The 22,694-nt window shown below is 46.2% G+C and carries 9 protein-coding genes; all 9 read right to left on the minus strand.

Annotated elements, in window-relative coordinates; all coding sequences use genetic code 11:
* Nucleotides 1-354: 354 nt before the first annotated feature.
* Nucleotides 355-1,338, minus strand: coding sequence for a LacI family DNA-binding transcriptional regulator (locus tag NSQ38_RS22430; protein ID WP_338594369.1), 984 nt, complete (start codon nucleotides 1,336-1,338; stop codon nucleotides 355-357).
* A gap of 251 nt (nucleotides 1,339-1,589) precedes the next feature.
* Entirely contained in the window at nucleotides 1,590-3,263 is a 1,674-nt protein-coding gene (locus NSQ38_RS22435; RefSeq protein WP_339784107.1) for a ribonuclease J, read from the minus strand.
* A 158-nt stretch (nucleotides 3,264-3,421) separates the two neighbouring features.
* Nucleotides 3,422-4,693 carry an L-rhamnose isomerase gene (gene rhaA / locus NSQ38_RS22440; RefSeq protein ID WP_101313986.1) on the minus strand — a complete coding sequence of 424 codons (1,272 nt, stop codon included), beginning with the start codon at nucleotides 4,691-4,693 and terminating at the stop codon, nucleotides 3,422-3,424.
* 19 nt (nucleotides 4,694-4,712) lie between these two features.
* Nucleotides 4,713-6,782 (minus strand): bifunctional aldolase/short-chain dehydrogenase, encoded by a 2,070-nt coding sequence (locus NSQ38_RS22445; protein ID WP_339784108.1) that lies wholly within the window; start codon nucleotides 6,780-6,782, stop codon nucleotides 4,713-4,715.
* 180 nt (nucleotides 6,783-6,962) lie between these two features.
* Nucleotides 6,963-7,943, minus strand: coding sequence for a glycoside hydrolase family 5 protein (locus NSQ38_RS22450; protein ID WP_339784109.1), 981 nt, complete (start codon nucleotides 7,941-7,943; stop codon nucleotides 6,963-6,965).
* Nucleotides 7,944-8,307: 364 nt separating this feature from the next.
* Nucleotides 8,308-10,647 (minus strand): beta-galactosidase, encoded by a 2,340-nt coding sequence (locus NSQ38_RS22455; RefSeq protein ID WP_339784110.1) that lies wholly within the window; start codon nucleotides 10,645-10,647, stop codon nucleotides 8,308-8,310.
* Between the two features lie 52 nt (nucleotides 10,648-10,699).
* Complete coding sequence (locus NSQ38_RS22460; protein WP_339784111.1) at nucleotides 10,700-14,038, minus strand: DUF5107 domain-containing protein; 3,339 nt, start codon at nucleotides 14,036-14,038, stop codon at nucleotides 10,700-10,702.
* Between the two features lie 173 nt (nucleotides 14,039-14,211).
* Nucleotides 14,212-14,922 (minus strand): trehalose operon repressor, encoded by a 711-nt coding sequence (gene treR, locus NSQ38_RS22465; RefSeq protein ID WP_339784112.1) that lies wholly within the window; start codon nucleotides 14,920-14,922, stop codon nucleotides 14,212-14,214.
* A gap of 127 nt (nucleotides 14,923-15,049) precedes the next feature.
* Nucleotides 15,050-22,555 (minus strand): fibronectin type III domain-containing protein, encoded by a 7,506-nt coding sequence (locus NSQ38_RS22470; protein WP_339784113.1) that lies wholly within the window; start codon nucleotides 22,553-22,555, stop codon nucleotides 15,050-15,052.
* Nucleotides 22,556-22,694: the final 139 nt, after the last annotated feature.

The raw sequence follows: 22,694 nt of genomic DNA on the forward strand, positions 1-22,694 counted from the left end.
TTAGACCAAGAAATTTCACACTGGGACTACGATGGCAGAACAATCTTCCGATCGCTGTTATCCCCAGATTTCCTGATCCCTTTTCTAAAGGGTGAAATCCGGTGCTAGCGTATGCTTCCGAAGCAGCTTTCTTACAGAAAGCTTTAAGCGAACACTACGTTTCTTCAGATTTTTTCTGCCCACCCCGTAAATGTTTATTTCTTATTAACTTATACGAAAATCAAAATATAGGAACCGGTTCCATTCAACGCAAAAAAATAATTCCATATGGCATTCATGCCTGCCCGTGTTCGCATATCCGTATTGGATATTTACATTGGAACCGGTTCGATGGAATTATCATAAAGGATGTTTTTATAATTTGTCAACGCTTTCTCGAGGAATTAGTTCTACGTCCAATGTTGTTCGTTCCTCCACCGACTCGCCTTTGACCAGACGAATAATGTGATTCGCCGCTACTTTGCCCGCCTGCAAATAATGATATTTCACTGTCGTCAGCGTGGGGTGAATCATCTCCGTAATATCATATCCGCCAAATCCGGTAACGGACAAATCTTGCGGAATGCGGATTTTATTGGAGAACGCAATCTTCATCACACCCAGTGCGATATTATCCGTGGCCCCTACAATGATTGTTGGTGTGATTTCTTTCAGTATGGCTTCAGCGGTAACAATGGCTTCCGACATCTTAAAGCTTGTCTCATAATACTTCACTTCACATCCACCACACTCGGTGATTGCTCGCTGGAACCCTTGTTTACGGTAGATCCCTACCGCCCGATCCTTCTCGCTAACTCCCATATACACGATCTTGCGGTGACCCTGTTCTACGACATATCTGCCCATCTCATAACCTGCCTGGTCATCATTGTGAACCAGACTGTGCAGCTGCTCATGCTGCTGCCCCACCAATAACACCGGAATCCGTATATCCTCAACGGCCTTCAGATGTGCTTCAGTCACTTCAGCAGCCAGCAGAATAATACCCGATACCTTCTGTCGTGCAAAATCATAGATGGCATCAATCTCGCGTTGCATGTCCTGACTCGTATTTGCGATCAGCATCTGATACTGATTACTCCGCAGTTCTTCATCAATTCCGATCAATGTCTGGGATGTTGCAAAAGAATCAAGACGTGGCACAACCGTACCGATAATACTGGTCTTCTTAGCCTTCAGACTCTGTGCAAATGTATTAGGAACATAATTGTATTGTTTGATAATACGCTCAATCTTCTGGCGTGTATCCTCACTAACAGATCCGCCATTCAGGTAGCGAGAGACCGTGCTTTTTGCCACACCTGCCATCTGAGCGATATCAGAAATCGTTTTATTCATAAAGACTCCTCTTGTTTCTATTAGCTAGTTTACCTTTTATTATACTTCGAATCGCAAACCCATGGCGAATTTGATTCAATTCCATTTATCGCACATCTATTGTACTTTCTCATTCCCGATGTAATAACAAAAGCCCGATATCAATGTGGCGTTCATACAGATGTATGATCCGACATTCATCAGGCTGTTCAACTTTCATATACACGTTTGCAAAGACCATCACGGCAAGGATAATGCCTATTCCTGCTGACTCAAACCTCAATAATAATAGGCAAGATCATAGGTCTTCTTTTGGTTTGAGCGTAAATATAGTGACCGATCTCGTCTTTCAGCTTTCTTTTGATCACATTCCACTGATTCACGCCAGCACCGGTTAACTCACCCATCCGGTTCAGAACCAGCTCATGAATCTCATGCATGAATTCTTCCGAATCCTTGACGAACACGAACCCTCTGGAGATAATTTCGGGTGACGTGACCATCTGTTTTTCCGTTTTGCTTAGTGTAGTCACAATCACCAACATACCATCGGAAGACAGTTGCCTGCGATCACGCAGTACAATATTGCCAACATCGCCCATGATCAGACCGTCTACGAGGCTGTTGCCCGATGCAATTTTGGGCCCCAGCGAAGCAATGCCGTCTTTGTACTGGACCATATCCCCATTATTCACGATAAACACATGATCACGCTCTATACCTACGGACTCGGCAAGCAGTCTGTGCTGATACAACATGCGGAACTCACCGTGGATCGGAATCAGATAATCCGGTTTCATCAGAGTAAGCATCAATTTAAGTTCTTCCTGACTGCCGTGTCCGGATACATGCATACCGGCTGCACCACTTGAACCATATATCACACGTGCTCCGAGAACATACAGGTTATCAATAACATGTGCAAGATTCCTCTCATTGCCCGGAATAGCTCCGGCAGCAATAATAACCGTGTCCCCGGCGTTAATTCTTACGTGAGGATGCTTACCGGAAGCCAAACGTGACAATGCTGCCATTGCTTCTCCCTGGCTACCGGTACATAATACAACAACTTGTTCTGGTGGAAACTGATCCGAATCGATAGCTTCAATCAACAATCCGTCAGGAACTTGCAAATACCCCAATTCACTGGCCACCGATACCACATTCACCATACTTCTGCCCAACAGTGCCAGTTTGCGCCCCGTCTCAAATGCTGCATTCACAATCTGCTGTACCCTGCTGACATTTGACGCAAAGGTGGAGATAAATACTTTTTGTTTGGCACGAATAAAGGCATCCAGAATGTGGTCTCCCACAACACGCTCGGAAGGTGTAAATCCGGGTCTTTCTGCATTCGTACTCTCGGAGAGCAAAATATGGACACCCTGTTTGCCAATCTCGGCCATGCGGTGCAGATCTGGGAAAGGTCCATGTACAGGCGACATATCAAACTTGAAATCTCCGGTATGCACAACATTGCCTGCTGGGGTCTGAAAAAAGATACCAAGACAATCCGGTATACTATGACTGGTTGCGAAAAAGGAAACCTCGATCCCGCCCAGCGTAATGCTGGAATGAGCATCGATCGTATGCAAGTCGGCCTTGCGCAGCAACCCGTGCTCTTTCAGTTTAAGTTCGATCAGCCCACGAGTGAGCCTGGATGCATACACCGGGATGTTCATTTGTTTTAACAAATAGGGAATCCCACCAATGTGATCTTCATGTCCATGGGTAACTACAAGACCCCTGACTTTATCCAGGTTCTCCAGCAGATACGTTACATCTGGAATGATCAGATCAATACCAGGCAATGTCTCATCGGGAAACTTCGAACCACAGTCAATCACGATGATGTCCTGATTGTACTGGATGAAATACATATTCTTCCCTATTTCATTCACGCCGCCAAGTGCAGCGATATACAGTTTGTTGTGGGCTAGATTCAACTCTGTTATTCCTCCTCTGCGTGGCAATCGTATACGATACGGATCTATATTCCTAGTATGGAAGCAATCGCCTCAGTTATGCATTTCAGCGTGATTATGCCAAAAAAACCACCATGGAATAGTCATTCCACAGTGGTTTATACGAAAAATAAATACGATTACACCAATGATTTATCACGCTGTAGTAATACGTCTTGTTCGTAGGTTTTAATATCGGTAATCCACTTTTCACGAACTGGAACGCCTTGCTGAGCACAATAGTAGTCCCAGATCGCGCCAAACGGATAGGATTTGAACTCTTCCGTTAAGGCAAGGCGCAACGTGTAATCCCCTTCCAATTCAGCTTGTTTCAAGGCATCCACTGGTTCGAGCATCGCTCGGAGAAGGGCTTTGATCGTGTTGCGAGTCCCCACAACCCATGCGGCTACACGGTTAATACTTGCATCAAAGAAATCCAGTCCAATATGTGTGGTCGCAAGCAAATCATGTCGAACCAGTTCACGGGCAATCTCCAGCAACTCATCGTCCATAATTACCACATGGTCACTATCCCAACGCATCGGGCGGCTTACGTGAAGCAGAATGCCACTTGTAAACAAAGACAAGGACGACAGTTTATTGGAAATAACCTCTGTTGGATGGAAGTGACCCGCATCCAGGCAGATTAACGTATCATTTTGCAAACCGTAACCCATATAAAATTCATGAGAACCCACCACATATGCTTCCGAACCCAGACCAAACAACTTACTCTCTACCGCGTCCAGGTTGTGCTCCGGGTTAAGTGGTTCGCCGAATACTTCATCCAGCGATTCTTTGAGACGTTTGCGTGGTGTCAACCGATCAACCGGATTATCCTTGAATCCGTCCGGTACCCATACATTGGTTACACAAGTCTGACCAAGCTGTTCCCCAAAGTAAGCACCAATCCGGCGGGACGCCTTACAGTGATCAATCCAGAACTTGCGAATCTCAGGGTCTGGATGACTGAGCGTGAACCCGTCACTTGATTTTTCATGGGAAAAACATGTTGGGTTGAAGTCCAGACCGAGTCCTTGTTCTTTGGCCCATTTCACCCAGTTCTCATAATGCTTTGGCTCTATCTGATCCAGTTCAACCTGCTCGTCGGTATCCGTGTAAATCGCGTGCAGATTGACCTTATGTTTGCCGGGAATCAGAGCAAAAGCTTGCTCCAGATCATTACGAAGCTCTGCTGGTGTGGTCGCAGCGCCCGGATATTGACCTGTAACCGAAATACCACCTGTTAACTCTCCATCTTTATTCAGAAAACCTTTGACATCGTCGCCTTGCCAACAGTGTACGGATACTTTGATCTCCGCGAGTTTGTTCAGTACCTCGTCCGTATCAATTCCGTGCTGGGCATACAATGCCTTGGCTGCTTCATACGCTTGCTTGACTTGGTTATCCATCCGCAAGAACCCTCCTATTTTAACGTGTAAATGCTGCCGGTACACCGCCATCAATGGTCATCATGCAACCGGTTGTTTTTTCGGATTTCGAAGAAGCAAAGAATGCAATTCCTTCTGCAATATCTCTTGGATAGATATTTACGAGCAATGTCGTCCGTTTGCGATAATACTCTTCCAATTGATCCGGTTCAATTCCGTATGCCGCTGCACGTTCGTTTCTCCAGGAACCGTTCCAGATTGCTGAACCCTGTAGAATGGCATCCGGAAGAATCGTGTTGACACGAATGCCATACTCTCCACCTTCTGCTGCAATGCAGCGTGCCAGATGCGCTTCCAGCGCTTTCGCTGAACTGTAAGCAGAAGCACTTTTACCTGCATACACCGAGTTCTTGGACCCGATAAATACCATGCTTCCCCCAATGCCCTGTTGTTTCATCAGTTTGAACGCTTCACGAGCCACGAGGAAATACCCTGTGCCCAGTACATTCATGTTCAGGTTCCATTCTTTCAGGGATGTTTCGTCAAATGGGCTGGATGTGGCCAATCCTGCATTGTTCACAATAATATCCACTCCGCCATATTGCACCGCAACATCAGCATAAGCAGATTGAACGGCTTCCTCATCGGTTACGTCCATTTTCAGCGCATAAGCACGATTAGCACCGTATTGATCATTGATTTCCTGTGCTACTTTCTGTGCGCCCTCCAGGTTGAGATCAGCAAGCACCACATGTGCGCCTTCAGATACCAATCTGCGTGCTGTTTCACTTCCGATCCCGCCTGCTCCACCTGTGATAAACGCCACTTTACGGGAGAATTCGGTTTCTGCCGGAGCCAGAGACAATTTGTACAATTCCAGTGGCCAGTACTCCACATTGTAAGACTCGTTTGCACTGAGCGATACGAATTGACCCAAGCTAGTAGCTCCACGCATAACAGCAATGGCTCTGTGATACAACGCTCCGCTTACTTGGGAAAGCGCCCAGCTCTTGCCTGTGTTGATCATGCCCACACCAGGAATCAGGATAACGCGAGGTGCCGCTTCGAACATGACATCACCTTCGTTTTTGTTGCTCTCAAAATACTGTTGATATTGCTCTTTGTAGGCAGCCACACCTTCTACCAGCTTGGCTTTTAAACCTTCAATATCTTCCGCATCCGGTGTCCAATCGATGAACAGAGGTACCACTTTGGTATGTACCAGATGATCCGGGCAAGCTGCACCCACCTGAGACAATTCCGGGGAATCTGCTCCGCCCACAAAAGCAAGTACGTCCTCTTGATCGTCAAAGGACAAAATCATTTTTTTGCTATCCGATACCGCTCCACGAATCGTTGGCATCACGCGTGATACGATCTGAAGACGAACATCAGCGGCGAGTGCCGGGTGTTTCACACCACCGAACAAACTTCCTTCGTCCACCCGTGCTTCAATGAATGCTTCCGCTTCATTGATAATCTTGATCGTTTGAGCGTAACATTCCTCGGATGTTTCTCCCCAAGTGACAAGTCCGTGTTTTTCCATCAGTACGAGTTCGGCATTGGGATTCGAGAATACGCTTTCAGCAATCATTTTAGATAACGTAAACCCAGGGCGTACGTAAGGCACCCATACAAAACGATCACCGTAGATCTCTCTGGCCAACTCCTTGCCGTTATGTGCACAGCACAAGCTGATAATCGCATCCGGGTGCGTATGATCGACATGTTTGTATGGAAGGAACGCGTGCAGAAGAGTCTCGATAGAGGCGCGCGGGTGCTTGGCATCAATCATGCAATGTCCCAGATATTCAACCATCTCTTCATCCGACATGGATTCACGTTCAATTAATGGTCGAATGTCTTCGAGCCCAAGTCCGGTAAAATGTTTAGCTTCCATGGAACCCAGATCAGAGCCGCTTCCCTTCACATACATTACTTCTACATCACGACCACGAAAATCCTTCACTGTCGTTTTGGTAGACGTATTACCACCGTAGATGTTACATACACTGCGATCAGAACCAATGAGATTAGATCGGTAAACCAACTGCTCAAGTCCTGTTGTTTTCTCAGATGCCTGCGATGCATTCCATAAACTCTGTACCATTTGTTTCCCTCCGATAATGTTTGTTTTATTCCTAATCCGAGTTTAACATCTTTGTTTTATTTTGAAAACAAAATATTTTTAAAACCAAACGGAAATATTCAAAAGTCATTATAGATTGAGGTATATTATTAAAAAAACACCCTGACGTGAACGTCAGAGTGTTCCTGTATCATCGGCGGATTAGAAAATCCCCGCTTTTTGGGAAGTGTTTTTAATACCATAGGTATCATTAACTACGGTGTTGCCAAAGCTCGTTAAGCTTCCGTTCGGACCTGTGGCCATGTCCAGATAGTTCAGACCTGAACTGTTTCCGTACCAAGACCAGGCAAGCCAGCCTACCCCTTTTTCCTGACCATATCTCATGATGGCATACTCGTCCACATCACCGTTTGTGTGATATCCCCCGAATTCACCAATGATCAGAGGCAATCCTTTGTTCAGCACATTCTCCATATTGGCTTTGACGGTTGCAGCATCTTTGCCAGCATACTCATACATGTGAATGGAGAACACAGTATTTTTCTGAGAATCGGCTGCAAATACACTTTGTCCATAATCCACGATGGATTGAGGGAACTGTCCCCATCCGGCTGCATCCACAATTAGCGTATTTTTAATTCCCGCATTTCGGAGTTTCGGAATGGCTTTTTTGTAACCATCAGCCCACGCACTTCCATTCCACGTTCCATACCATTCATTGGCGATGTTGACGATTACCCGATCTTCTTTGCCAATCAAAGCTTCCTTAATGCTAATCCAGTAGTTCACTGCCGCATCCAACGAATTATAATCATCTTTCCCTGTGGCGTCATGCACCTCGAGTACAGCTATCATTTTATTTTGGTTAACCACATTAATTATATTTTTAACAGCGTTCAGATCATCTTTGGTGTACAGGCTACCATTCGAAAGAACAATGCGTACCGTATTGGCACCTGTTTTGGCGATTGCAGGGATAGCGGTATTCAAATCATTTTTGAACCAGGAATGTCCGTGATTAACACCTCTCATGACAAAAGCCTTGCCTGTGGAATCGTATAACTTGTTACCGCTTACATAAAAACCTGTAGCAGCAGATGCTTTGGGTGCTGCACTCCCTAATACCATAAACATGAGAGCAGCAATAACCGTGAAGATTGTACACTTTTTCAGATTAACCATTCGTTTGGAACCTCCTGTATTTGTTTTTTTTATTTCAATTAACCTTGCTCTAGGCAAGAAGTTAACTAAAATCGTTGGTAATAGAAGTTTTTTGGTTATTAAATAAATAACAATTAACTTTATCTAAGTTGCGTTATTTAGTTTAAATAAACTTTATCGTTAAGGTTATGAAGTTATAATAAATTGAAAACGCTTACCAGTCAAGATCTTTTTACCATGATTAGGAATCATTTGTTTTTACATAACACAGCAAAAAAAGGCTCTCTCCCCTCACAATCGTTCGGAGAAAGAACCCTCTGTATTATTAACGAAAGTTAACTCTTGTTTATCTGTTATTTATCTGTTGTTTAATCCCTGATTTAGTCTAAGTGTCTTCCCTAACTCCCGCCAATACCACACCAACCCGGTACTGTGGTCTCACCCGAATCTCATTAAACTTCCCGATCTCCACACCCTCAAATCGCTCCACATAAGCCTGATTCACATAACTCTCAGTCGTCCCTTTTCGAATTGGGGTTACAGACAGACGAAGCGCGTGATCAGCCAACAAATGACGGGATTGCTTCAAACCAAGCATCCAGCTATGCCCATAGTGAATATGATCTGTTAACATCTGATGATGAATATGTGCTGCTGCAACATCTCCTTCATAATCAATCTCAACCCACACGTCATTTACTTGTTCCGGCCACGCTGTGTCCAATCTCAGTGTTGCTGCATACTCTTTGGGGTAATCAACCTCTACAGCAGGCTCGTAAGGCGAAACTTGGAATGTGTACGTAACGAATATTCCCTGCTTCGACTGGGATGACACAGCATATTTCGAAGCTGAAACATGCTCTGGAGCCGGATAAAAGGATACCTCCATCTCTGGTTGCTCCACAGATGTACATAGGAGCATCTCATTCTGTACATACAGATGACTGCTGCTAATTACAAGCCTTTCTTCTCCGCCCACACGGAAACGGTAGGCATGTAATGCCTCTTCACGGGTCAATGTAATGATTCGTATGACTATACCGTCCGATGTTGTGATTCGCAGATGATGGTCCTTGCCGGCAATCGGATGTATCACAACTTCATTCCCCTGCTCTGAAACAGTGCCTTCGGGCATATCCACATTTGTAACAGATGATGCATCCATAACATACTCAGGCGCCATACCTTCATGGGCATAAAAGACAGCCGCAAGCTCCTGATTTACCATAAATCGGGTCAGTGGCTGAACGGTAGCACTAATGATCTTCATTCCATTCAGATTCATATGGAAAGGCAGAATGGCCGCCATGCCGGATTTCAGCTGCATCTTTCCTTCTCTTGGATAGGAAGCAGTCCCTTTGCTGGTATGCAGTTCCAATTGAATATCTCGATCAGGCATCGCCACATGATCCTGATAATTATTCATGAACAGGAATCCTGAGCCATCTTGTTGGCGAACAGACCAACGCAGATCCATCGTGTTCTCCGGTGTTATCGCATGTTGACCATCCGGTACAACACAGCCCATTGGTGCAAGGAACTCACCGTATGCTTCCAGGAACATGGACAAGGTACGAATGCGGTCATACGATTCACCAACACGTCCAAATTCCCCGAGTGGCGATTGATAATCATACGTCATTTTAGGCAATGCCTGCTCGTTCATATATGAATTTTTGCCTATTGGATTGGTCCCCCCGTGATACATATAATACCCAACCAGATTGCTGCCGTTCGCAAGTTTCACAATGGTCATCGCCTCAACACTGTCTGCATCAACAACCGGACGAGCGTGATAACTGACCTGCATGCCACCAGCAAGCTCGCAATACGCAGCAGGATACTCCAGACTGTCATAATCCACTTCTTCCACAGGATTCATATGCAGATCCCGGAACAGATACTCCCGGCTTGGAGGCTGATTGGGAATCCATGGTGTGTACGCATACCCCGCTAGCATCGGTAATGTTCCTTCTTCAGGCACCGCAGCATTGCCCCAGGCCGTGGCAGTATAGAACATCGGCTTCATACCGACTTCTTCGGCAATATGGCGAAGCATCTGCAGATGTTCTCGTCCATCCCGGCCGGAGGAAATGTACTTATCACGTGTATACCCCCATGCATCCATGGGTGCGCCAGCGTGCATGTACTCATTTTCCAACTGTACCCCGATAACAGGGCCACCCTCCTGATAAAAACAGCCGTTGAGCTGACGGGCAATCTCCCGGTATAATCGCTTGGCGTAATACAGATATCCTTCATCGTTCGACCTGACTTCGAATGGATAACTGAATAGCCAATCCGGCATTCCACCATTACGCACTTCTCCATGACAGAATGGACCAATTCGCACGATCAGCGGCAGCTCATGTTTGCCACACAGATCCACAAAGTGCCGCAAATTCAGGTTTCCTGACCAATTAAATTCCTCTTCCTGCTCCTCGTGAAAATTCCAGAAAACATAGGAAGCGACAATGCTCACCCCGCCTGCCTTCATCTTCAGTAATTCTTCTTCCCACTGTAAGTAAGCGAATCTGGAGAAATGAAATTCACCTACCACAGGAATATGGGGTTTAGCATTACGAGTCATATAATAGTTGGTAAAATCATACGATTCCCCTCGTGGGCTTTTGCCGCCACTGCCAGTCATGCGACCCGCACGAATGTCCTTATCTTCCGCGTCCAATATAAAGCGAATATGGCTTCCTGCTATACTATCGTTCATGGATTATATAACTCCTTTGATATAGATGGGATATGGTAGAATCGATTATCAATTATCGATGGATGATTGCCCCTTGATGATTCGGGTTTTTCTCCAGTACCCGCTCCAACTCAAGTTTGGCTTCACTCGTCCGACCCAGTCCCAGAAGACCCAATGCCCGCATATACCGGCAATGTTCTTCATTTCGCTGATTGAGATCGTCGTCGAATACTAGAAAATCGGGCAGAGATACCGCAAAATAATCCATTCGGATGTGATCATGCATATGTCTTTCGGCATAATCAATCAGTTTGTTAAAGCGCCTGTTTGCTTCCTTCACATTGCCAAACTTCTGCCAGGCCAGTCCCTGATAATAGATCGATTCCGGCGGCTGATCATTATAAAACATCGCGCTTGTCGGTTCGTTCAGACCGATTGAGGCTCTGTGGAAATTCTCCTCTGCAGCGTGATTATTCTTCAGTTGCTGGTAGGCACAGCCAAGATAAAAGTAAACGGGGTTATCTCCGGCTCCCTCCAATTTACCTTCACCTAAGTTCTCCGGGTAAACCAAAGCCTTCTTCAACAGCTCCAATGCTAGTTCAGGTTGTTGTTTCTCCAGATTTCGCTTTGCCAGTTCCGTCAGTGCCGTAACATATTGTCCTGTTACCTTACCTTCTCCACCCTCCCATGGATGAAACCGCCGGGTCTGAAGGGCATTCCATGCTTCTTGATGACTACCTTGCATATTCAATAAAGTCACCCACTCGATATACAGATCATCACGGTGGTGAATCAACTCCATATGTTGTTCCAGCAATTTGATTCGATGCTCGCAGGAATACCCTATCTTCTTGTGCAATTGATCCAACTCGTAGAAGATTCGGGCATCCTGTGAATCCAACCGGAAAGCTTCCTCTAATGATGCCAGTGCAAGATCAGGGCGATTCAGCTTGTTATAATAAGCCAGTCCCAGATTCCGATGTACAGTCGAATATGCAGCATTCACCTCGCGTGAAGTTTCCCAATGGGTGATTGCTTCCTCGTAGCGTTTATGATCATATAACCAATTTCCCAGGTAATAGTGAGCACGCGCATCATTCGAATCCACTGCCAATGCATCCTGAAGCACCATGAATTCAAATAACGTATTAGGAAAACAATAATCCGTTGGAGCAGCTTCCCCCTGCTTTTGACATTCCCGAGCCCGCTCCACATCCCCCAGCTGACGATACAAGTAGGCCTGAGCATAACCAACCATAGGATAAGGCTGTGAATTTTCGGATTCAACATACGAGAGTACCGTCAGTGCTTCTTCCCACAATCCACAATCCGCGTAATCTGCGGCTAGATTCAGATAATTATAAACGTCTCCTCTCATCAGACGATGGAAATGCTCACGTGTTTGCCCCGCTTGTTCTCTCTCTGAAGGTGCAGTTGCTCCGCTGTAGATCAGGACTAATTCATGTGCGGCTCCAAATTCAACCGGGTCCAGTTCCAATGTCTCACGCGCATATTGGATTGCCTGCTTATCTTGACCCAATCTACGCAGCAAAGCCACCTTCAGATGTCGAGCCTTATAATTTCTGGTGTTACGAATCAGCGAACGTTCGATGTGATCCAATGCTTCGAGGTCTCGATGTAACGCCGTATCGATCTGAGCAAGCATACAATACCCCGTATCCTGATACTGTGCAGACCATACGGCTTTATACAGTGCTGCGTAAGCTTCTTCCTGTTTCCCCTGTAATTTCAAACTCAGACCGAGTTGGTAAAAAGCTTCACTATCATATGGATTCGTATTTTTCCACGTCAGCGATTGAACGGCCTGTCTGAAATACTTCTCTGCATCTTGAAACAACCCTCTGCGCAGCAGCAATGTGCCATACGCAATGTTTAGACGAATATCCGTTGCATCACGCTTCAACCCTTCCAGATAATAAGGTTCTGGTTCATACGTGGCATGCCGATATTGCTCCAAATGAAGACCAGCCAGATATAGTTGTTCATTCGTACGAATCTCGGATGGTAGCGGGAGTGCTGTGGCCGGATCTGGAACTTCCTGAATCTCAGAACGTTCAGGCTGATAGGCCACGAGTACTCTTCCTTCCCCACTTCGAACACTTAACTTCAACTGATGCCATTCATCTTGTCCGCTCCACGAGAATGAAGATTTATATAGTTCCGTAGGTGAGATATTACATCTCTCATGGAGATATATCGTGGTTGGACCTATCACTTCAACGGTCACTTGTTCAAAAACCGACGTCGCATATACCATCACGGTTACCATTCCGGTCGTTTCATCCTTTTCCAGATTAACCGCTGCATCAATCGATGCATTTTTGACCATACCAATTCCTTTATACGGCATAAAATACTGTGAAAATGATTTCGCTTCATAAGGCTGTAACCATGTAAAATCAGGCTGATTATCGGTATAGATCCCTGTCATTAATTCAATATATGGTCCATCCTCGTCCGTTAACTGGCGATCCCAGGCTTGCCCGAATTCCCCGTTCCCCCAGGTCCATTGCTTCTTGCCCGGAGAAATATGATGATTGGCTACATGCAACAAACCTGCCTGAACCCCGTGGTCATAACCCCCCACAAAATTATAATCCGACTTATACGCCATATAGGATGTTGGAACGGGTATGTTTTTGTATCGCGAGATATTCACACCTTCGGAATAGTCCATCTTGTAATAGGTTCCGGTTGCGATGGGGAAGCGGGATACGTCCCGTTTTCCGTGGTCCAGCACAGCTGTTACATCAGGCGGAAACACGGATTGCGTATGATCGTTGACGGCTACAGCCGGGTTGGCCCACCATAGAAAAGTTTGAGGTGCGCTGGTGCGATTGTATACCTCGGCATGGATTTCAAGATAGGCTTTGCCGGAATGTAATGTGAAGCCAGCGGTCATTTTGGTACCATACATGCGATCAATCTCACCCACCCACACGGTAGCGCTTCCATCTTCATTACTGCCAAATGTATAATCGACTGGACCAAACGTATTGGGCCGATGATGCTGTGGCCAGTTGAATTCAATTCCTCCGGAAATCCATGGCCCTGCCAGACCCACAAGTGCAGGTTTAATCACCCGGTTATAATATACAAAATCGTAGTTGTTGGTCCGATCCAACGCACGATAGATCCGTCCACCCAGTTCGGGCATCATCTCGATACGTACATATTCATTTTCGAGAATAATTATTCGATACGATTTCATTTGGGCCTTATCTTCAATGCTGTCGATCACAGGATACGGGTACACCTTACCCGAACTTCCCTGGTAGATTCTCTTTTCAAGAAACATCGGATTTTTGTCCGGTTTACCTGTACCATAGGTTGGGATATCTCTGGTTTCTTCCCATATGCGAACGTTTAATTTTGCTGTCACGTGATTCAATTCCCTCACTCCTCGGCCTCGTATATATTGTGATCATACGCTCCGACATGCAGGAAGAACATTGACATTAAGCGGTTCTTGATGGACGATCTTCGGATTCCCCCATAACCAAAGAGAGTACCGATCCACTGAATAATGCAGTGATAGGTTCTCTCTGATCGATCTTGATTAACTTATCTGCGACGTGCAAAATCCACAAATCTGAACTTGTCCGGTCGATGCCTCGACTCCGTATACTGAAATTGACTGGCATCCTCCAGGTACACCTGGCTCCTCACCACAACCACATTATGGAACCCTTCAAGGTCAAGTAGTTCCCTGTCCTCAGCGGTTGGTTCTTCCACCAAAATCTCTTTTTTGGCAAACGAAATGGAAAGCCCCAACTCTTGTTCAATGTACTCATAGATGGAATCATTACAGATCTCTTTGCTGAGCCCAGGAACAAGCCGCTGGCTGATGTAATCTTTGTCCAGTATGACATGCTCTCCATCCACTTTGCGCACACGTCTGATTTCCCAGACCTGTTCATTCAGACCAAAGTTAATTTTTTTGTGCAACGCCTGATCAACCTGTTTCTCCTCGAAAACCTTCACATACGTTTGAGCACGATGTCCCATTTTTTTGGCCAATTCCTTGAAGCTAACCAGACCTGAGATGGGAAAATCGATCTTGCGTATGTCCAGTACAATCGAACCCTTGCCTTGAATCTTCTGAATATAACCTTCTTCATACAACATTTTCAATGCTTTGCGAATAGTCTCTCGAGACGTTTGATAACTTTCCGATAGATCCAGTTCCGATTGAAGCAGCGTCCCTGCCTCAATCTCTCCGGTCCGAATACGATCTGCAATATCTTCATATATCCGGATAAATTTATTATTCATTATTCATCACCATTGTTCATTACCCTTTTTTTATCATATTGGCAACCATTATAGCATTAAAAACCAATCAAGCGGTAATGTCGTTACTGCCGATGATTGCAGTATCACATGTAAGAATCAATTCAATCTAGATATGACGATCGAACGCTGACGCTTTCTCCACTTGATCTGTACGGTTCTCATCCATGACTTGAATCAGCTTATTTAAGCGGAAGATCAGCGCTGCAGCTTCGGATCTGCTTAAGTGCTGCATGGGACGGAAGCTGCCGTCTTCATATCCGGTAATCATGTACAAACCTGCAAGTTCCTGCACTTCTTCTTTGGCCCAATATGATACATCAGTCTGGTCGGTAAACGCTCTTGGGGAAGTCAGCGGTTCCGGTCTGATTTTACGAACAACATTTGCTATAATCTTGGATGCCTGTTCACGTGTTACCAGTGCATACGGAGCGAACTTGCCATTCCCCATCCCTTGAACCATCTCATGGTGAACTGCTGCCCTAATCTCGGGAGCGAACCAATCCTCATCGTTCACATCCTGGAATCCATGCTGTTGATTGACCGTTGTGTCCACACCCATCAGACGCACGATTAGTGCGGTAAACTCTGCACGTGTGATCGGACGGCGTGGTTCGAAACGTGTTTCACTTACACCTTGAATGATATTTTGTTCCGCCAGCCAGGTGATCTGGTCTTTATTAAATGTTTGGCTGATATCAATAAATTTGATATTTTTTTTCGCAGGTAACTCAGGTTGCTCATCAGAAGGTTCAGGTTGTGGACTCACCTCATCGGCTTTTATCGAAGTACCTGCTGGATTTGAAGCTGTACCACTACCGCTCCAAGCGGATGGTGGATACGGAAAAGTCATGGCTGCGGCCCGTTTGCTTTCACTTTTCTCACCTGCTGAATTCTCCGTCCATACTTCCACCTCATAATGCTGCTCGGCATTCAGCCCTAACCATACATAACTACGCTCGGTGCCACGGTAGATCTCACGATCTTTATGGGTGATCACAATCACCTCATTCATTGAATCCAGTTCCCAAGTTAGCTTAATCTTATTCGTACCTTGCGCTATGGCTGCTACTGTCAGTTCCTCGGAAGGCAACGTCTCGAATTCCGGAACCTGGAGCGCCTCACCCTCCCCTGCCTCATTAAATGGGATGATTGCAAAGTCAGTATAACGCTCTGCACTGTTCAAATCAGACACATGTATAGATGTCTCCGTTGTCGTTCCGATAAGCTCTTCATTTCGATAAACTCGATAACCCGCAGCACCAGGAATCAGTTCCCATACGATGTCTGCACCATACGTGGAACGTCCCTCTACTACAGGAGGTGAAGCAGCACTACCGGGCAAAGTCATTGCATGAAGGTAATAACCACCATCACTACTGCCCGAGGCATTCATGGTCTTCACTGTATAGATATAGTTCACGCCCGGTTCAAGTTCCTTATCGTCATAGAACAGTTCGTCTGCAGGAACACGAGCAACCTCTACACCATCACGCTCAATGATAAACTGCTCGGCACCTTCGACCCGGCTCTGTTCCAATATAAGACGAATGTGGTCCTTCGCCGAATGATACTCCACTTTGACCGGAGCTGCTGGCTTGGTCAGGACAAAATACGCCAGCTTCTCCGATGCATCTCCCTGATCATTCTCTGTGTAGATTTCAATCGTATACTGTTTGCCTGCATCTAGTTGCTCAACAATAAACTCTTTTGTTTTGCCTTTATATACTTCAGTACCGTTTAGCAATACAACAAATGTTTCGTTCCCATATGGGAAGTCCCATTCCAGTTTGGCGTGATCTGTCTCGGGGTATATCTTCATTTCCAGTGAATCAACATGAGGCAAGGTGTAAAAAGGAGTCACGGTCATTGGGTTTCCTGAACCAGCCGTATTATAAGGAATAATCTGTACCTGATCATATCGGGTTGCACTCTCCAGATGAGTTAATTTCACCTCTGTGATATCACCTTCTTCAATAGTGGTGAACATCTGATCTCCGATACGTATGATATACCCCTCCGCCCCTTGTACCTTAGGCCAAGAGATCAATCCCCCCTTTTCTCCAATCTTGCTTGCATGTAAAGGTTCATGAATGGTCGCTGGCAACGTTCGTAAGTAAACTTCGAAACCGGAATCACTCTCTCCCGTTGCATTGGATGTTTTGATGGTATACGTGTAATGCTCTCCTGGTGTCAGTCCATGATCTTCAAATGAAGTTTGATCTGCTGGAACCTTAGCGACTTCAACACCATCCCGCATAATAATGAATTGCTCTGCTCCCCGTGTGAAGCTTCCAGTCAGGTCCAGTACCGCAGTCTGATCTGTGATGTGGGTTATACCTGCCGTCTGAGGTGATATGGGTTTCGTTAAAACTTCAATCTGAATAGACTCTGACCGATGACCATCTTCATTAATAGCAACAAGTTCGAATTCATACGCTGTACCATCCAGCATGCTATTGAGATGTACAGACGGTTCAGACACGCTCTGTACATCTCCCGTTACCCGATTGCGAATCTCATATGCAACAGCTCCCTGAACAACATCCCAAGCCAGATCCACCTGATGTGTTCCTGCTTTCACTGTGATATCTTCTGCAACCAATGGCAAAGTTTGAGTCATTATACCGAAAGTAAGCGGCGCACTCGTTCCACTCGCATTGACTGCCCGAATCACATAAGTGTATTTCGTTCCTGGCGACAGATGCTTGTCTACGAATTGGGTTTCACTTGAATCCATCTGAGCGATCTCTCTTCCATCCCGTTCAATGACATAATGATCTGCCCCTTGGACACCAGTGTTACTGAAATCCAGACCTAGGCTGTTTTTTGCCACATCATATACTGGAACCTTATCGGGTTTCTGAGGCAAAGTCAGCAGAGATACATCCGTCGCTTCAGAACGAGTTCCCTGTCTGTTGACCGCCCATAGTTGATAGCGATGCCTCGTTCCATCCTGGAGCCCTGTAATCGTTGCTTCATTCTCCATTCCTCTATAGATCTCCTTGCCATTCTGCTCAATCACGTATTCAGTGGCACCTTCCACGAGAGACCAGGAAACTTTTGCATGATGTACTCCTGGATCAACAAGTACTTCGGCAGGAGACACAGGTTTGGACAATCGGATGAGCTGCGCTGTCTCACCTGGACCAGAAGCATTCGTAGCCTGAACTTGCAAAGCGTACTCTGTACCTGGCAATAATCCCTCAACCTTGTAGGCCTGTTCTGATGTTCTGCCCACTTCTGTTCCATTGATTTTCACAATATAGAGATTCGCCGTATCTACAGCTTGCCATGCAAGTCCCATACTTGTCTCATCAGTCGATGTGACAATTAGCCCTTCCGGCCTGCTAGGTAGCGTAAGAATTGTACTACTGGTGGATGCACCGTACCCGGCAGCATTGCCCGCCTGTACTTCATAGGTATACTCACGACTGTTTGACAGATGGCGAACCGCGAGTTGTGTATCTGATATCTCATGGCTCTGTCCATCGATGACCACCCGATATTTCGTTGCCCCAGCTACAGGCTCCCAGCTCAAGATTGCTCCCTGTTCAGTTACTTGAACAACGTGAAGTCCCGACGGGCTCTCCGGTAGTGTTGTTCCTGATACCGAACTGCGTATCCCCTGTCCACTTCCGTTCACTGCTTGTACATCCAGTTGATAAGATGTTCCTGAACTCAGTCCCGCAAAGACCCATTCTTGGGTTCCAGCAGAAACCGTTCCCGACTTCTCTCCATTCAACCATAACTCATAACGATCGGCTCCTCGTACTGCTTCCCAATTCAGACGAAGGCTCGCTGTGGAAGCATCGGATACCTGTAAGCCGGACACTTGCCCAGGTAAAGTCTTGAGCAAAGGTAATCCTGCCAAGGGCCCTGGGCCTGTCTCGTTTCCGGCAATCAACGCATAGCTGTACTCCGTGCCACTATCCAGACCTGAATCCAGATACTCTGTCTGCTCTCCTTCATATATAGCTGTTCCATCACGCGAAAGACCATAATACGTTGCAGAAGTCACCGTATCCCACGTTAATGAAATATCATGCTCCCGAATCTGAACGGCCATAAACTCACCGGGCATTGCCGGCAGTGTGAGAAATCCGGTCCTACTGCTACCACCTGCGCCACTTTCATTCATTGCCGTTACCGAAATGTTATGAATGGTTCCTGGAACGAGGTTGCTGACATAGGGAAGGCTACCAGGATCAGATACCTTCTGATCAAATACGGTGGCACCGTCCGAAGTAGTCGCGATGATGCGGTAAGCATCCGCTCCTCGTACTGAATCAAATTGAATTTCGGCCAAATTGGGTTGCGAATCTACTTTTCGAACGCGCAACGTTCCGGGAGCTGCCGGGATAGTTAATACTTGAGCGCTTACTGCATCACTTACTCCGGTATGGTTTCTCACTCTAACTTCATATTCATAGACCTGACCACCACTTAGAGAGTGATCGATTATACTGTGGTTAGGATAATCCAGTGTCCATGACTGTCCTGTTGTTTTATTCGTTATCTCATACTGATATCCATCGGTATACCTTTCCCCAGTTGGCAAGTCCACTGTAAGTTCAGCTGATGTCTCAGCGATCTGTGTCATTCTCACATGATTCGGTTGCTGGGGCTTGCGTTGAATATGGTAAGGTGATGATGTTGTCTCATATGTATTCCCTGCTCTGTCCATGGTTTTCGCATGGATGTACCATATGCCTTCCGATTCGATGGATATTTTATGCTCGTCAGAGCGAGCTTCAAGCCAATGCTCCGGTGATTCTGCACTGTTCGTAACTTGATAGAATCGTTCCAGTTCCTGAATGCCTGAGTGGGCATCTGCATATTGAATGGTGGTGGATATGTCCATGTCCGTCCAGCCATGTCCGTTCGGTGCAAATGTAATCGTTGGAGCCATCTGATCCACATAGGCGATTCGACTGACTTCCTTGCTCACATTGCCAACGGTATCCCTTGCTCGCGCCCGAATGGTGGTAGCTCCGTTTGTACTAACTGTACCTGTATTTCCTGTCATATACGGAGCATCATTCAAGCTGTATTCATAGGATATCGCTCGTTCATCCACACTACCAGCGATATTAAATTGCACATGTTCTTTACTCCATCCAGAAGAACTTAAACTAATCACCGGCTCGGTTGGAGCTGTCGTGTCGATTCGAACCTTAGCCTGAGCGGACGTGCTTATATTGCCCACACGGTCAAGTGAGCGTGCATATACGATCGTTTCTCCCTCATCGGTAACCGTCACTTCGCCCGTGTAATCGATCCAGGGACCTTCTTTGTTAAGTCGATATTGGCTCTTGGCAAGCCCACTGCCCGTATCTTCACCACTGTTTATCGCAAAAGTTACATCCTGATTCGTCCAATCCTCTTCACTTAACGTAATCGTTGGTTGCTCAGGCCCAGTCTTATCGATTCTGGCTGTTGCCGAAGTGGAAGCACTGACATTGGAGGCCCGATCGACACTTCGTGCATAAATCTCCGTTATTCCTTCTTCACTGAGTGTAAAAGGGGTCCTGTAGTCGATCCATTCTCCCTCACTTCCCAGCTTATACTGTGTCAGACCAATGCCACTTGCTTCGTCCATACCCTCCGTTAATGTCACAATTACTGCCGCTTTTGTCCATTCGGGCGGATTCAAAGAGATAACAGGTGGTGTTGGTGCCGTCCGATCTACCCTGGCTGTCACAGCCGTTTCCTGTCCTGTATTACCAAACGTATCAATACTGCGTGCCATAACAGTTGTGTTGCCTTCACTGCTTACGGTAAACGGAGCGCTGTATTCACGCCATTCTCCTGCCTGACCAACTTTCACTTCAGTCTTCTGAGTTCCGCTCAAGGCATCCTTTCCTTCTTCGACCGTGACGAGAACATCTTCCTTAGTCCATGAGGATGGAGTGACTGTAACAGACGGAGCAGTTGGACCCGTCGTATCTTTCATCATCTCTCCAGCGCATATAAATGGGGTCTGTATCCCTTCTCCATTCAATGCCGCCACAAATACTTCATATTTTCCGTCCGCGAGTCCGGTCAGGGCAAACGCTGTACGTGTGGAAGTTGTTGTTCCCGTTCCGAGTACTTGCCCACCTGGACTGCGTATTTCCGTTTTGTAATGGGTGCCTGCAGGATTTCCATTATTATTCCAACTCGCTGTAACGGAGTTGCCTGATTGTGTCACAGCTGCAGCAGCGGGTGGATTGGCCAATGTATATTTGGTGGATGGACTAGAGTACCCCGTGAAGGAACCACTTGAATTTTTGGCCCGTACGGCAAAAGAATAACTGGTATTCGGAGTGAGCCCAGTCACCTGCCGACTGTTTGATGTACCTGTATCCACGATCTGATTCGTCGTCATATTCTTCAGCTCATACGTAACGGAGGCATCATTCGCCTTCTTATCCCAGTTCACCGTCAAGTTATTAGGGTTAACCAATGTATACGTCGGCGTTCCGGGCACAACAAAACTTCTTACCGTAAAGTTAACGGTGTCTGCTGAGGACACCCCACCTTTGTCATCCATGACCCATACTTGTAATGTGTGTGTGCCATCTGGCAGGGTGTCAGGCAAAGTGTAATTGGTGTTGAAAGACTGATTAGAACCCGTTGCGGTCATCTGGGTCAGAATGTTCTCGGACCCACCATCAATGGACCATTTTACGGTCAATAGGTCGCCTACATCCGTATCTCGCGTTGTACCAGAGATCTGAAGTTGCTCGCCTTTGTAATAGGTTTGACCTGAAGAGGGTGCTGTTAAGGTAAATGAAGGTGGAGCATTTTTGGGGCCGATCCCCACAATGGTTGAAAATTTGCGTGAAGCCTGATTTACTGTTGACTTGGCGTCCCACCAAAATTGTGCAGCTGTATCACTCGCCGTAACGGTCTGGCCTGGAGTGAATGCTGAAGGTGAAGACCCTCCTGTGAGTTGGGCACTGTCTGGACTGCTGTACTGGCCCATATATATGCGATCTGCATTCACAACATTGTACGTATTCGCATAAAAAGCCGTGACCTGAACACCACCGCTATAATTGCGCCATCCATTCTCGATGACTTCAAACGGAGATGCATCATTGCCATTCACCATCGTATCCCAATAAAATGTTCCACCCAAATTCAGTGCCGTTCCACTACGGTTGATAGCTTCCAGTTCAACCTTCATGTACCCACCTTGTGAGGTAGCATTAACGATAGATACACGCAAAATATATTCCACATTGTCCTTTTGCCGGGACATTTCAATCACATTATTGTTAATTCGGTAATAATTCAGCGGCAATGTTTTGAAGTTCACGGGAGATCCGTTATGGTCGATAATGGTGGATACATTCCCTGTATCGCCACCGTAAAATACATTTGTGTTTGGTAGTAATACAATTCTGTATTTACCGTCACTGTTCATCTCCACTTTCACCTTGGAAGACTGTACAGCCTTCATGCTGGACGTATCGGATACAATCCCGATTGTTTCAACCGTTTCAGCCATTACCGTGGCTGCACCCCATTCAAGCAACAGGGCTTGAGGTGATAATAACGCAAATGCCAGCACCACTTTGGTTAACTGTTCCGCTTGTTTCTTCACACGTTTTCCTGATTTCTTCAACGTCTACTCTCCTTTTTGGCACACAAAAAAAGGAGGCACCCCAACAAAGGAACGATGTCCTAAGTTGGGGTGCCTCCCCTAACAAGTGTTATTTTTTCTTGATTATAACGATTAAGCGCATGAATGTAAACACTTGATC

It is taken from the genome of Paenibacillus sp. FSL R7-0313 (genome assembly GCF_037969885.1).
Classification (GTDB): domain Bacteria; phylum Bacillota; class Bacilli; order Paenibacillales; family Paenibacillaceae; genus Paenibacillus.